We start from the raw sequence: 14,371 nt of genomic DNA on the forward strand, positions 1-14,371 counted from the left end.
CAGGTTCTACCGGCCTGCGGTCGCGACCGACGTCTTCGATTCTCTTGCAACCTTGATGCACGTCGCCCAGACCAACGCCGCCAGAATGAAGACCTGGCAGGTCAATGAAGCAATGGCGCACCCGATGGCGCCCATGGTCGAGACGACTGAGAAGAGAACGGTGAACTGGAGCATCACGCCGGACCACACCACCCAGCAAACGGTGCGGTCGTAGCCGCGGAACTGCAGGATGGTCACCACCGGCTGGCTCAGGACTGTGATCGTGGCGCTAATAGCCAGGATCTGGAATACGGGAATGGAACCCGCGTAGGCAGTCCCGAGAACGGCCGGGACGAGCCACGGGCTCAGCAAGCTGCTGACGGCTCCCACGCAGATGGCCAGGAGTACGTAAGGGCGCGTCGGCTTCATTGTCGACCACGCGGACCTGACATCGGGCGCCCGCGCGGCGAGCGGTCCCGCGGTATTCGCCAGGGCTGTGCCGATCAGGCCGATGGGGGACATCCATCGAGAGACCGCCCCCACGTCGGCGGCAGCGGAGGCACCTGCCACTTTGAGCACGACGGCCTGGTCTAGATTCTGGACAGCGAGCACCAAGCTTGAGAGCCCGAAGAACGCTGCGCCGCCCCAGGGCATTGCCACGGACTTGCACGAGATGAATTCGCTTCGCCCTTCCAGTCTCCACATCGCAAGTGCAGCGCCGGCGAAGGAACCCAACGACAGGGCGACGGGAAGACGCAGCGCCGGTTCGACATCAAACCAGCTGAGAGCCAGCATCGTCGAAGCGGCGACCGACCGGTCCGCCACAGTGCACGAGACCACCCGCGCGGGCATCACACGGGCTCTCAGCGGCACGACCGACATCTGGGCGACGACCAGGGCCAGCAGATACAGACCAACCACGGCACAGGCAGGTGTGAGCCACGTACCCAGCACGGCGGCCAGCGCGCCTGCCGTCGCCGCGGCTACCACGGCTTTGCCACGCATCTGTCGAGCAACGACCCCGACGGAAGTGTGGGAGTCCGAGAGCTCCCTCACCCACAAGCTGTTAGTCCCGAAGTCGATCACCCCGGCCAGGACGGTCGCGATACCGATGCTGGTGCTCACGAGGCCGAAGGTGCCGGGCGGCATCGAGCGTGCGGCGAAGACGAACAGCACCCCGGTGACGAGAGAACCCAGGCCCAGGGCGACGGTGTAGAACAGGGTCTGGCGTCGAACCCCTGCGCGGCGGGTCTGCCTGGTCGACGTCATAGGCCCATCATCTTGCGAGCGAACTCGCTCTCGGTTGCTGCCGGAAACGGCTTCGCACCCCTGGTGGCGAGAGCGCGCTCGATGGCCGCTGCTATGTCGGGCGCCCGCAGAGAGGTCCACTCGGCGCCGTTGCCCAGCACGTCGCAATCGGCCCGCAACGACGGTGCGCCGGCCGCGACCACATTCACCCCGGCCAATGCCGCCTTCGCGAGAACGCCACTCGGGCCGTTGTTGGAATGCGCTAGGACAACTACCGACGACGACGATACGTAGGCGTCGAACTCGTCGTCAGAGAGCGGCCTTGCATCATGAACGAACTTCACGCCCGACCTCGACAAGCGATCCGGCGCCTCTGCGATCGTCCGGGCACACGAATTCGCCACGGTGCCGGCGACCACGAGCTCGACATCCGGTCGATCGAGCAGGGCGACACTGTCGATCACGAGCTCCGGATTCTTGCGAGGTGTGATCGCCCCAATCATTAGGATCCGGTGGTGACCGTCAGGGGGTGCGACTCGCTGATCGTGTACGAGCCTTGCGGGATCACGCACCTCGTGATGCCCGGGTGCCGGCTCGACCGAACTTACCAACGTCAGGACAGTGGTCCGCCGTGCACGGGCGGCGACCCATATCACCATGGACTTAACGAAGCGCCGGAGTCCTCTGGTCTCGAATCGAGGTGCGCGCATGACCAAGAGACGGACGCGGCCGCCTCCCGACCATCCGGCACGTCGCAGAAGCGGCACGAGCAGAGTGTCGCCATCGGGGACGACGACAACTGTGGCGTTCACCCGCAATGAGAATTGCTCCATCTCACCTATACTCAGGTTTTCGCCGCCGAAAGACACCACGCAGTCATACTGCGAAAGGTGCAGTCCGAAGTTCTCGTGACCTTCGCATCGCCCACCGAGCAGAATGCGAACGGCATGACCGTCTGATCTTGCCTGATCAGCGATGACCCGAACGTAGCTCAGTCGGTGCCCGCTAGGATTCGACTCGACGATCAGTACGACGGCGCAATGCGACTGTCCGACTGCGGCCGCAGCCATCACGGTCCACCTGGCAGGTCGAGCAGTTCGCGGCCGAAAGCCTTGTATCGCTCAGCCGCCTCAGCCCTTCCGCCCACGACAGATCGCAGGCGACCAGCGCCATCGACCAGGCTCTGCATGGTTGCGGGATCCGCCAGCACCTCGTCGATAACGCACGCCAGTGATTCGGCCGAACCTGCATTCGCGATCTTCGCCGCATCGTGCTTGCGCAACAGCTCGGCCGAGATGGAACCCCGTTCAACCGAGGCGACGATCGGCCGCCCGGCGACTGAATACGACGTCAGTTTGCTCGGGAGGGACATCTCTTTGACTCCGACTCGCTCGCAAAGAACCAGAACGTCTGCCGCGTTGAGAACATGCGGATAGTCACCGTCATCGACCGGGTCCATGAATCGTAGATTGGTGAGACCTTCCGCAGATCTCTGCAGATTGCTGCGTTGGTTACCGTCCCCGACCAGCACATACGTGATCCTCGGATTGTCTGCGTGCAACCGTGCCGCCTCGAGGATTGTCTCGAGACCCTGTTTGCGCCCCATGTTGCCGGTATGGACGACATACCGACCGTCCTGCTGCCAACCCAGACGCGCACGCGATTCAGCCTGGGAGGCGGCGACGGGCTCCACGTGGGCGAAGTTCGGCAGAAGCCGGATGGCCGAACTGTCAACCCCGTTCTCGACCAAAATTTCCGCAAAGCGCGGGGTAATTACGCCTACCAGACTGGCGCGGCGCAGCAAATCCATCTCCCGGCGGTTGATGGTGTCGGAGACCCGACTGCCGGTGAGGCCGGCCTGTCGCGCACCGTTGCCGTTCAGGTCCTGGACCAGAACGCCTACAGGCCTTCCCCGTGCGCCGATCCTGGCCGCGGCGAGACCCGACAGCGTGGGAGAGACCGCGATGACCGCCGACGAACGGTCGCGTCGAACTTCCGGGTAGGCCAACGAAAAGAAACTTGATTCCATCCGCAGCCGCCCGATCAGGTCAGGCTTTCTGGGCACAGCGTGGCGGAGCCGGGTTAGCCGGAATCCATCGCCCTGCTCCGCCCACCTCAGACCTCTGACGTACTCGGGTTGCACCTTCCACTGCGGATAGTGCGGAACCCCGGTGATGGCGTGCACATCGACGCCTGATTCGGCCAGAGCACCGACCAGAGCCGTCGTGTAGGGCGCATTACCGGTGGTCTCCGGCGCGAAGTGCATGCCGACGACACAGATCGAATCGTCAGACATGGCTGCTTTGGATGTGCATGTCACGGCCCTCCTCAGCGCAGCGCGCCTTGAGCGGACGCACGGTGACCGCTGTCATCGGGCGAACCTTGTGAAGGCAGTTGCCCAACACCGTCGATCTTTTCTGCGCTTGACCTCGACGAGTCGGCTCCGTAGTGGTAAGTCTCGTATCCGTACACTTCCGGATGCTTGGGCGGCACCATGTTAAGGACGAACCCGAAGATTCTCGCGTCGACCGCTTCCAGAGTTAGCTTGGACTGCGCCAGCTGATTTCTGGTCGTCTTGCTGCAGCGCACCACCACGATCGCTCCATCCGCATGGGCGGCGAGAATTGCGGCGTCGGTGACCGGCAGGAGCGGCGGGGTGTCGATGATGATGATGTCGAAGATCAGACGCATCGATTGCAGGAGTTCCTGCATGCTGTGGCTACCGAGCAACTCTGAGGGATTCGGCGGCACCGAACCGCTGGGCAGCACACTCAGGCCGCCGACGCCCCACGGCTGCAGGACATCATCGAGCTCAGCCTGCCCCGCAAGCACGTTGGTGAGCCCGACGCCACCTTCGAGGTCGAGATAGTCGGCGACGCGAGGCCGGCGAAGGTCTGCCTCAATGAGCAGGACCTTTTTTCCTGCCTCGGCGAAGACCAGAGCGAGATTCGCCGCCGTGCTCGACTTCCCTTCTTCCGGCAAGGAGGAGGTCACGACCAGCACCTTGGCCGGGTGATCGACATCGACGAATTCAAGGTTGGTCCGGAGCTGACGGAAAGCTTCAGCACGGGCAGACAGCGCGTGACTCTCGACGATGAGTGGCGAGGTTCCCGCCGACTTGTCGAACGGAATCGACGCCAGAACAGCCCCACCGCTTTCGGTCTTTAACTCGCGAGCGGTACGTATCGTGTTGTCGAGCAGGTCGCGAACGACGGCGATCAAGATCCCGAGAAGTAGACCCACAGCTACCGCGAGCCCGATATTGATCAGAGGTCGCGGTCTGACTGGCGTGGGTATCAGGGTCGGAGCTGACGTCACGTCGAGCGACACCGTGGGTGTCGTAGATCCCGGCGGCGTCTCGAGTTCGGAAACGAGGGACACGTAAGTCCGGGAAAGCGACTGAGCAATGTCAAGGCTGCGCTGCGGGTCGGAGTCGGTGACCGTCACCGTGAGTAGCACGGTGTTGAGATCGCCTTGCGCACTGATCTTCTGCGTCAGCTGCTCGCTCGTCAGGGGCAATTGCGTCTCTTCAAGAATCGCATCCGCGAGACGCTTGCTCTCGGCGAGCTGAACGTAAGAATTCACTCGCTTTTGGGCAAACTGGTCGCCTTGATATGCTCCCGAGATTTGTTCAGTGGGCGTTCTGACGAAGAACGTCACTGTGCTCGCGTACTGTGCGGGGGTGATGGCCGTGTAGGCAATTCCACCTCCGGCAGCCAGTACGACCGCGACCGCGATCACCCACCAGCTACGTCGCAGAGCGCGACCAAACCTCGGCAAATCCACAGTTTCCCCCGTGCGGATGTAGTGACCCCGAGCGACCACGGCGAATTGCGTTCAAGTCGCTGCCCCTACACCTACGGTACACGAATTCCCGCACGACGGGGGAGACGTTCCGGTAAAGCGAAAGGGCCCGCGCCACTTTGGCGCGGGCCCTTTCCTAGCACCTACCGGGATCAGCTGGACGATGTGCCGCGGACACCTCGACGACGAATGACACCCCGCGTCCCGAAGAACAGCAGGCCCAACCCAGCGGTCAGCGTTCCGATACCGATAGCCATCGGACCGGCGATGCTGGCACCGGTGTTGGCCAAGCTCGGGTTGTAAGAGCCACCAGCGCTGTAGGCGCCCTGCGAGCCGCCCGACGATCCGCTACCCGAGTTGTTCCAGTAGCCGCCACCGCTGGAACCACTGTTCCCACCGATGGTCGCCACCGAAGTGACGGTCGACGGCATGTACGACGTGGTCGGCGTGCCGTTGACGGTGGTCGGAACGGCGACCGTCGTCGGAACGAGGATGGTCGACGTGACGACAGCGGTGGTCGTCGCGTCGGTGCTTTGGCTGACGCCAGCGATCTGCACCGTCTTGGTCTTGCCCGACTGGTCACCGACAACGGTGATGGTGGCGGCGTTGTCGCCGATACCGGGGATGGTGCCGCGGAAGTTACCGTCGGAGTCCACCGGGAAGGTGTACGTCGTCGAAACGCCGTTGATGACGACGGTGACGGTGACGGACGAGTCGGCCCCGGCGTCGGTGCCGAACCCGCTACCGAGGAGTTCGACCCCCCCGCCGGGAGTGCGGTCGCCGGCAACGGCCGGCGGATCGTACGGAGCCGCTGCCGCTACGCCGGCACTGCCGAGCGTCACGACAAAGGCCACCGCCAGAGCTGAAACGAGCTTACGCAGCACGGAGTGCCCCCCTCTGAAGACTTGGTCCCCCCGCCCACCCTGCGGAGGAAGAAGATGTGAGAAGCATAAGACACCGATTTGACGCTGTGTAGCAGTCGACTTGCTCTGCGTAACTGACTCGTTCAAGGTCGGCCCCGCGGGTGTCCCCCCGCTTCGTGCTCCTGCTTTGCGTGACTGAGGGTGACCAAGACGCGTCGCGGACGCCTGACCTCCGTGTCCGGATTCCCCCGGAATAGTGACTCGGACACCGACGGCCAGGCCGGCGGAAAGGAGGTGAAACCCGGTCATTGTCAGCCCTCCGCCCGGCAGACGCGATAGGCGCCGACCTCCGTCGTCCACGGGCTGACCAGCGGTGACGTCACCAGACGCGGTGCGACATCGGTGGCCGGCGAGCCCACCGGGCTGAGCACCTGGAAGACCACCGTCTTGGTCTCCCCCGGAAGGAGTTGGATCGGTGCCGAACCGGTCTCGTGTCCGTCGATCTCGCCACGGCTGTAGGCGGTGTCGCCGCCGTCCCGGGTCGCCGACACGATGCCGCCGCCCAGCGGCGCCGTCACCAGGACATCCGTCAGCACCCCGTGCTGGGCCCCCAGTTCGCTGTCCCCCAGCACATAACCGGGCAGGGGGGTGGCGGTGGAAGGAGCATCGCTGGTCAACGTGACCGACACGTCCAGCAGGCGGCGACCATCGGTGCGGCAGTCGCCGTCCGTCACGACCACCTTCGGCTGGAGGTAGTAGCCGAGCTTGGCCGCCGTCGCGTCGTTCAGGAAGACACCGACAGTCGGCCGGGTCGCGCCGAGACCGTCCAACTGGCCGGTCAGGTCGGTGTTCGACAGATCCGCCTGCTCGCCCACGTTGTTTGACTGGATCAGCACCCGGTGCTCGCGCACCCCCTGCCGCAGGCCCTCGATCACCGCGCGGCTGTTCACCCCGCCGCTCATCACCGTGCTGAAGATCTTCCCGGTCGCCGCAGCCAGGAACTCGTCCCGGGCGGCCTGGTCGTTCTCGTCGAACTGGGCGTAGGCCCGGGACAGCAGGGCTTCCACCAGATCCCCGGAGTCCAGGGTCACGCCGTTACCGACCTCGATGGCCGGCGCCCCCTTCAGGGCGTAGGAGAGCACCACCGGATCCAGAGCCAGGACGCCGTCGACGCTCGTCCCCGTCCGTGCCATATACATGTCGGTGTAGAGCTGCGCCGCGCGCTCGTAGTCGGGGGTCAGGTTGACGTCCTGCGGGAACTGCCCCGGCAGGTCACCGAACAGTCCCTTCTCGGTGGCCGTCAGCTCCGCGATCGGCTGCTGAAACCAACCGATCGATCGGGAAGAGGCGCCTTGGTCGAGGATCTCGATCTTCCCCTGGTCCGCCCTGATCAGCGCGAACGAGCCGAAGATGCCCCCGGTTGCCCGCGGTTCGGCCGGGTTCTGGAAGACGACCAGCCAGGTCCGCGGCCCGTCCGCGCCCAGCATGGCCGGGGCCAACCGGGCGATCCGCGCCGCCGGGTCGGTGAGATCGGCTGCCTGCACGAGCTTGTCGCCGAGCTTGGTCACGGCGTCGGCCACCGGTTGGGCCAGCGCCGACCGGTCGATACCGCCCACGTCCACCAGTGCCTGGTCGATCGCGGCGTCGGCATTTTGCAGGGTCGGCGAGATCTGCTGGATGGGAGCCAGCGGAATGACCCCGTCCTTCGGGGCGAGGTTCTCCGGCCGCAGCGTGGTCGCCACGTCCAGCAGCGGCGGCATGACGTCCTGAGCCAGCGAGTTGACGGTGTTGCTGACCGTGCCCACAGCATCGAGATTCGCGCCCACCAGGGGGAGACCGGTGGCCATCCGGTACAGCGGGTCGCTCACCGCCGACCGCGCCGCCGCGGCGTCGGCCTGCAGATCACTGATGGTCTGCCGGGCGGCCGCCTCGTCCAGCGAGTCGACCCCGGCGCCGTCACCACCCAATTGCTCCTGCAGGTCCTGCACCCGGGTCGCTGCGGCATCAAGGTTTGTATAAGCCTGGTACGCCCGGAAGGCCACCCACCCGCCGGCCAGCAGCACCAGGCACCCGGCGGCGATCATCGACCAGCCGATCACCCGGCGACGACGACGGCGTTTGCGCCGCGCCTCCTGCTCGGCGGCCTTCTCCTCCGGAGTCAACCGGCGCCGGTCGGCGAACTGCACCGTCGGCTCCGGCGGCACGTAGGTGGTGACGGTGTAGCGCGACGGACCCGCCGCACCCTCGGCCGGCGCTCCGTCACCTGAGGTCCCGGATCCCGCCGGCGGGTCGCCCGCTGCCCGCGCGCCACCGCCCGGCGACTCCGCCGCCGATCCCCCAGTACCTACTGAATGCTGATCCCCCGTCACTCCATGTGACAGTAGACCTGGCCACGTCGTCCCGCCGGGCCTTCACAGGCCGGCCGCAGTATTCCCCCGCTCGGACCCAGAGCTGCTCAGCGGCGAGCCACGACGGGCCCCACCTTCGAGTGAACGACGGCCGCCTCCGCCACCAGGACGGCCCCGCCCTGTGATCACTCGTCGGCGTGCCCTTCACAGGGTCTGCTGACGTCACTGGACGGATGCAACTCGGCCATCACAACGGGTGCCTGCGCTGCTACGCTCTGCCGCAGGAGCGCCGGGACTCGTCGGGAGGGCGAAGCCCAGGTGCGGTCGGACCGGGGGGTCACCGCATCGTCATCGCGCCCGCCAGAACGAGGCACGGGGGGTGTCGCGGTCGTGAGCAGCACCGGAACGGTGGCCGGCGGTCTCGCTGTCCCCGACACCACGCCCGACCCCGCCGAACTGGTCCGACGATCCGAGACCGCCGCCGCGCGAACTGCGCTGCTCCGCCGCATCGGCGACATCATGAGCGCCGAACAGGGCCTTCCCAGCGCTCTTCTCCGCAGCATCGTCAACGTCATGGCCGAAACCCTGGGCGGGATCGTCGCCGTCCGCGTCTTCTCGACCGACCGCCAGCGCGTCACCACCGAAGTCGTGTCCGAACCGCTGCGTGAGGCCGACACCAACGATCCGGACCTCGTCCAGGCCGCCCTGCTGTGGGACCCGGGCTGGCCGCCCAGCGTCCTGGACCGCCTCGGCAACCGCGCCTGGTCCAGCGCCCGCGCCCCGGGCTGGCGCGAGGACCTCGCGCATTCCTCAGCGCTCCCGCTGCCGGACAGCCTGCTGCACGTCGTCTCCGCGCCGATCCGCGCCGACCAAATCGTCGTCGGATACCTGCGCTGCATCCGGACGACCACGACCCCGGTCACCACCGAGTTCCAGCCGGCCGACGACGACCTCACACAGATCGTCGCCGACCGCATCGGCTCGGCCCTGACGGTGAAGCGGCTGCGCACCCGCCTGGAACGCGCCGAACTGGACGGCCGCGCCGCCGCCGACCGGTTGTCCCGGTTGCGCCTGGAATACGCCTCCGTCATCGAGCAGCTCAGCACCGTGGAGGAACGCGAACGCGTCCTGCTCGCCGAGGCGATCCACGACGAACCGATGCAACTCATCGTCGCCGTCATGATGCTGATGGACAGCACTCCCGACCATCAGCGACCGGCCGGCATGGACCGGTGGATCGACGTGCTGGAACGCGCCGTCGGCAAATTGCGGTCCCTCATCATCTCCATGACGCCCGCCGATCTCACCGACGGTCTCGGGATCGCGCTGCGGCGGCTGGCCGAAGGCATCTTCGTCGGCTGGCCGATGAGCATCGAAGTCACGGGCCTGGAGCAGGTGCCATTGAGCCCGGCCCGAGCCAGCACCGCGTGGAAGATCGCCCGCGAATCCCTGGTCAACGTGCGGAAGCACGCCCAGGCGTCGGCCGTGCGGGTGGATCTCCAGCTGATCGACGGTCAGGTACGCCTCCGGGTGGCCGACGACGGCGTCGGGGCCTCCGATCTCAGCTCCGGCCCCGGCCATCTCGGCGTCGCCACCATGCGCGCGCGGGCCGTCGCCGACGGCGGCACCCTGGACATCGTCGCCGCTCCGGGCGGGGGAACCACGGTGACCTTCCGCATCCCCGCGTCGTCCGCGCCGCCCGGGGATCCCTGACCCGGTCGGGGCGGCCTCCGCCGCGCCGCGCACACCCCCACACCATCACCGGCTGCAGCAGACCGGCTGTCGAAAACCTGGTGCACCTTGTCGAACCACGATGCGCGACATCCCGCCACACCCCCCGAACGCCATGCCGGGCGGACCCCTGCGTCACCCGACGGCCCCGGCGCGACGACCCTGCTGGCCCGGACCACGGCGGCCGACCTCGGCCCGCCACCGGACGTCACCGCCGACAGCCGCATCCTGCGCAAGGTCCTCGACGAGATGGCCACCCGGCTACCCGCCGAGGAACTGCTCGACTCCCTGGCCGCATTCGTCGCCGCGGCCATCGGCGAGGGGGCGGTCATCTGGCCCGCGGTCGGCGATCCTCGCCTCGACGGACGACCGGTCGTCTCCCACCCCGATCCCGACGTCCGGCGGGCGGTGCGCCGAGCCCTGGCCGGCAGTCACCCCCGTCCCGGCACCACGAGACCCGACACGGTCCACCGCCTGCGGGACGACCTCGGTGCGGCCACCGGGGCGGCCATCGTGACCGCCGTCCACCGCGCCGGTCACCTGCTCGGGCACATCGCCGCGTTCTCCACCGGCGCGGGCGACTTCGGCCGCGGTGAACAACGACTGCTGGAAAGACTGGCCCGAGCCGCCGCGGCCGCCCTCGACCAGATCGCGCACGAGACCACCGCGCCACCCGCCGGCCCACTGCCCCGGCAGCGCACCGGGGAACGGTCAGTCGGTCGACAGCTCCCCCGGCAACCCGGGCCCGCATGGTCCCCGGCCGAGCAACTGGCCCACATCGAGGACGAGGAACGACGGTCACTGGCCGACGCCCTGACCGAAGAACCGATCCAACGCATCGTCAGCGGGCTGCTCACCCTCGAACACCTCCGCGGACGGCTGGACCCCAACGCGCGCCGCGTCGTCGACGAGGTCACCGGCCAGCTCGAGGAGTCGCTGGCCTGGCTGCGCAACCTCATCGTCATCGCCCTCACCCCGCCCGACCTGGCCGGCGGACTCGGGCGGGCCCTCGGGGCACTGGCCCGCAGCATCTTCGCCGGCACCGGGACCCGGGTGACCGTGACCGGGCCCAACCACGTCCCGCTGGACCCCGGGACCATGGAGACGACGTACCGGATCTTGCGGGAGGCGTTGACGAACGTCCGCCGGCACGCCGCCGCCGGATCAGTCACCCTGCAGATCGACACCCACCACGACGAAGTCGTGCTCCGACTGATCGACGACGGCAGAGGGACAACGGGCCTCACCGAAGCCACCCTCAGCCGCGGAGTGACGTCCATGCGCGCCCGCGCCGAGAACGTCGGCGCCCGGCTGCGCATCCACAGCGCACCCGGACGCGGCACCACCGTCACCCTCGCCCTGACCGCCCGGCGGCGGACCACCCACACCCGGCCCCCGTTCACGACGGCCCCGACCACCGGCCAACGGACCAAACGCATCGTTGTGTGCGACGACCAACGCGACCTCCGCGAAGCCATCCGGCTCGTCCTCACCGACGTTCCCCGCTTCCGGATCGTCGCCGAAGCCGAGAACGGACCGTCCGGGCTGCACGAGATCCGTCTGCACCGACCCGATCTCATCCTGCTCGACGTCAGCATGCCCGGCGGCGGACCGGATCTGGCCCGCGCCGCCAAGGACGCCAGCCCCACCTCGCACATCGTCGTCTTCTCCGGACGGGACGACGCCGCCACCCGCGACGCGATGCTCGCCGCCGGCGCCGACCAGTACGTCCTGAAGTCCGGACGTCTGCGCCTGCTCCTGGAAGCACTCGACAACGCGGGCTGAGCTACAGCCAGCCGGCCTCACGGCCCGGGGACAAATCAACCCACTGCCTGTCACAACTACCGACGGCGAATGTCACAGAACGGACGCAAGTCATGACCGTACTGCCGAACAGACAGCCTGACCCAGTACACGGCTCGCCTCAACCGGAAATCGTCATTCCGCTCCATGTGCGGGACATCGGAACGGCTGCTCGCACTTTCGATACTCTCCGGCGCTACGTCAGACCGGCTGAGATCACCGTGATTACTGGATCGGAGTCATCATCTGATCCGCGCCTGGCCGGTTGCCGCGTTCTGGACGAGGACAAGTTGGTGCCGGGGATGACCCTCGACGCAGTGCGACGCAAGATGGAAGAATACGACATTCCGAAACTCCGGTCACCGGGCTGGCTGTTGCAGCAGTTCCTCAAGCTGGGCTACGCGAGGACGACGCCTCACACCGGCTACATCATCTGGGATTCTGACACCATTCCGACAAAGCGGTTCGACTTCTTCTCAGAACGCGACGGCCGCCCTTTCTTATTCGGAAAAACGGAAAACTTCCCCCCCTATTACGAATTGAACAGAAGGGTATTGGGTCTCGAGAACCGTCGACTGGCTACGCAGCTAGGACCGGCTCTCCCTTCGTTCGTCGCTGAAGTGATGTACATGCGGACCGATCTCGTCAACGAGATGCTTGATGAGGTCGAGACCCGAACTGGACTTCCCTTCTGGGAGGGGATCATCAGCGTCATGGACGCCAACTCCATTCCGGCTGAATTCGAGATGTATGGCAACTTCGTTTGCCAGAGGTACCCCGACCAGTACATCATTACCGAAGCGAATTTCTTTCGATTCGCTGCGAAGCTGGTGGGAGTCGAACCGACCAGCGAGCAGATGGCCTGGCTTTCACAAGACTTCGACGTCATATCGCTGGAGTCTTATCACGAAAGAAAATTCTTCTCGAAGCTCACCCGGTCCCCCATCGTGCGGCGAATCGCGTCCGCTCGACGTATATGCACCACATTCAATGCGGTGGCGACACCGCTGGTGAAGACGAAGTGGACCGGGTCGAAATACTTCTACTTCTGAGCGAAGCCCAACGTACGCTCTCACTGGCCTGCAGTCCGGGAGAGTATCCACCAGGACTTCACGACTATCGGCGGACGCACCTGGGCCCCTAACGGCACCCAGGTTCGTCACCTCACTCCTGCGTGGGCAACCAGTTCCCGTGCAGGCCCAGCGGGACCCGGGCAGGCAACTGGACGGTGGCCACCGGGCCCGCCGCGATGTCGGCGGCATCGAGCACCACCAGCCGGCTGTGGGCGACGCCGGCCGGATCGGCGACGATGGTGAGCCACCAGCCGTCGTCCGGAGCGCTTGCCCCCGGCCGTGGCGCGAACGAGGGCTCCCCGACCAGACCGTCCTCGGCGGTCCACATCGACGCCCGACCGGTCGCGGTGTCGAAGACCCGGACGGCGTCGAACGCGCCCGGCACCGGCGGGGCCGCGGCCGTGCGGTGACCCATCGCCACCTGACGGTGCGCGGAACCCAGCAACCGATCGTCGATCCGCGGGAACTCCAGCCGTCCGGCCTCGATCTCCTCGTGCTCGATGGAGCCGGCGACGGGATCGATGGTGGTGCGCACGAAGGCCGACGTGTGCGGGCCGGACCGCAGCCCCATGCCCGGGTTGTTGTGCTGCACCATGTCCACCACGATCGGAGAGTCCGCGGTACCCGGAGCCCCGCCCGGACCGGTCCGGTGGAAGGCGTTGGCCATGTGCCACGTCCAGAACGTGTCACCGTGCGCCCACTTCACCGCACCGCCGTCCCGCGGGACGCTCGCCACCCGGGTGCCCTCGTCCGGTTCCCAGGACAGCAGCGAGCCACCGCGCATCGCCGCCATCACGTCGAAGAACAAGGGGGACAGGACCAGCACGACACTGTGCTCGGTCAGGGCCATGTCGTGGATCATCACCGGGCGCAGCACCCCGGGGACCGGCGTGTCGGACCGGGTCACCCGCCCGTCCCGGTCGATGACCGACCACGTCAGGAACGGGGCTTCGAGCATGTAGCAGAAGACGACCATCTCGCCGGTGACCGGGTCGATCTTGGGGTGGGCCGTCATGCCGACGGGCAGGGCACCGTCGAAGGTCTCCCGTTTGACGGTGGCCAGATCGGGACCGAGACAGAACGGCGGCGTGCCCTCGGCCATCGCCATCAGACGGCCGGAGTGCCGGACGATGTTGATGTCCGGCATCTCCCGGAACGAACCGGCCAGTTCCGGTCCGACCTCGTCCGCGGTGGGCGTGCGGCCGGACATCAGACCGGGCCACAGGACGTGCCCGGCCTGTTCCTCGAGCTGCACCATCGGCGTGCGCACGAAGCGGTTGCGGTAGTGCGCCGTGCCGTCCCGCAGCGTGACGGCGTGCACCATGCCGTCGCCCTCCAACGGGTACAGGTAGGAACCGACCGGGGTGAACCGCGGGTTGGGGCCGTTGCGCAGGTACTCCCCGTCCAGCTCCGGCGGCAGCGCACCCGAGATGACGGTGGCCGGTTGGTCGATCTCGTCGAGGGTCGGCCGGAACGGACCACTGAGGTGCACGTCCCCGGACATGTCGGCCAACCCGGGATG

General features: G+C 66.8%; 10 protein-coding genes. 3 read left to right on the forward strand and 7 right to left on the reverse strand.

The features are described 5' to 3' along the window. Positions 1-6: 6 nt before the first annotated feature. The 6 genes from FDO65_RS17680 to FDO65_RS17705 all read right to left on the reverse strand — a co-directional run bounded on the left by FDO65_RS17680 (position 7) and on the right by FDO65_RS17705 (position 8,080). Positions 7-1,248: a lipopolysaccharide biosynthesis protein gene (locus FDO65_RS17680; protein WP_137451059.1), complete on the reverse strand. Its 1,242-nt coding sequence runs from the start codon at positions 1,246-1,248 to the stop codon at positions 7-9. Then, positions 1,245-2,297, reverse strand: coding sequence for a glycosyltransferase (locus tag FDO65_RS17685; RefSeq protein ID WP_137451060.1), 1,053 nt, complete (start codon positions 2,295-2,297; stop codon positions 1,245-1,247). The genes FDO65_RS17680 and FDO65_RS17685 overlap by 4 nt, the downstream gene beginning before the upstream one ends. Continuing rightward, a complete protein-coding gene (locus FDO65_RS17690; protein WP_137451061.1) occupies positions 2,297-3,523 on the reverse strand; it encodes a glycosyltransferase family 4 protein in 1,227 nt (408 codons plus the stop codon). The genes FDO65_RS17685 and FDO65_RS17690 overlap by 1 nt, the downstream gene beginning before the upstream one ends. A gap of 32 nt (positions 3,524-3,555) precedes the next feature. Beyond that, entirely contained in the window at positions 3,556-5,052 is a 1,497-nt protein-coding gene (locus FDO65_RS17695; protein WP_137451062.1) for a tyrosine-protein kinase domain-containing protein, read from the reverse strand. Between the two features lie 131 nt (positions 5,053-5,183). Continuing rightward, positions 5,184-5,885 carry a hypothetical protein gene (locus tag FDO65_RS17700; RefSeq protein WP_137451063.1) on the reverse strand — a complete coding sequence of 234 codons (702 nt, stop codon included), beginning with the start codon at positions 5,883-5,885 and terminating at the stop codon, positions 5,184-5,186. Between the two features lie 320 nt (positions 5,886-6,205). Then, entirely contained in the window at positions 6,206-8,080 is a 1,875-nt protein-coding gene (locus FDO65_RS17705) for a DUF4012 domain-containing protein (RefSeq protein ID WP_137451064.1), read from the reverse strand. A 552-nt stretch (positions 8,081-8,632) separates the two neighbouring features. Between FDO65_RS17705 and FDO65_RS17710 the strand changes: the two genes are divergently transcribed. The 3 genes from FDO65_RS17710 to FDO65_RS17720 all read left to right on the forward strand — a co-directional run bounded on the left by FDO65_RS17710 (position 8,633) and on the right by FDO65_RS17720 (position 12,828). Then, a complete protein-coding gene (locus tag FDO65_RS17710; protein WP_137451065.1) occupies positions 8,633-9,955 on the forward strand; it encodes a sensor histidine kinase in 1,323 nt (440 codons plus the stop codon). Positions 9,956-10,042: 87 nt separating this feature from the next. Beyond that, positions 10,043-11,758: an ATP-binding response regulator gene (locus FDO65_RS17715; protein WP_137451066.1), complete on the forward strand. Its 1,716-nt coding sequence runs from the start codon at positions 10,043-10,045 to the stop codon at positions 11,756-11,758. Positions 11,759-11,850: 92 nt separating this feature from the next. Continuing rightward, positions 11,851-12,828, forward strand: a complete 978-nt coding sequence (locus FDO65_RS17720; RefSeq protein ID WP_137451067.1) for a DUF6492 family protein — start codon at positions 11,851-11,853, stop codon at positions 12,826-12,828. Positions 12,829-12,940: 112 nt separating this feature from the next. Here FDO65_RS17720 and FDO65_RS17725 read toward each other — a convergent pair whose 3' ends face one another. After that, positions 12,941-14,353 (reverse strand): carotenoid oxygenase family protein, encoded by a 1,413-nt coding sequence (locus FDO65_RS17725; protein ID WP_137451138.1) that lies wholly within the window; start codon positions 14,351-14,353, stop codon positions 12,941-12,943. Positions 14,354-14,371: the final 18 nt, after the last annotated feature.

The organism is Nakamurella flava (genome assembly GCF_005298075.1).
In the GTDB taxonomy this organism is placed as follows: Bacteria; Actinomycetota; Actinomycetes; order Mycobacteriales; family Nakamurellaceae; genus Nakamurella; species Nakamurella flava.

Bases quoted from the DNA above. Each gene is read 5' to 3' on its own strand.
- FDO65_RS17680 (WP_137451059.1), bottom strand. From the start codon at position 1,248: ATGACGTCGACCAGGCAGACCCGCCGCGCAGGGGTTCGACGCCAGACC.
- FDO65_RS17685 (WP_137451060.1), bottom strand. From the start codon at position 2,297: ATGGCTGCGGCCGCAGTCGGACAGTCGCATTGCGCCGTCGTACTGATC.
- FDO65_RS17690 (WP_137451061.1), bottom strand. From the start codon at position 3,523: ATGTCTGACGATTCGATCTGTGTCGTCGGCATGCACTTCGCGCCGGAG.
- FDO65_RS17720 (WP_137451067.1), top strand. From the start codon at position 11,851: ATGACCGTACTGCCGAACAGACAGCCTGACCCAGTACACGGCTCGCCT.
- FDO65_RS17725 (WP_137451138.1), bottom strand. From the start codon at position 14,353: ATGTCCGGGGACGTGCACCTCAGTGGTCCGTTCCGGCCGACCCTCGAC.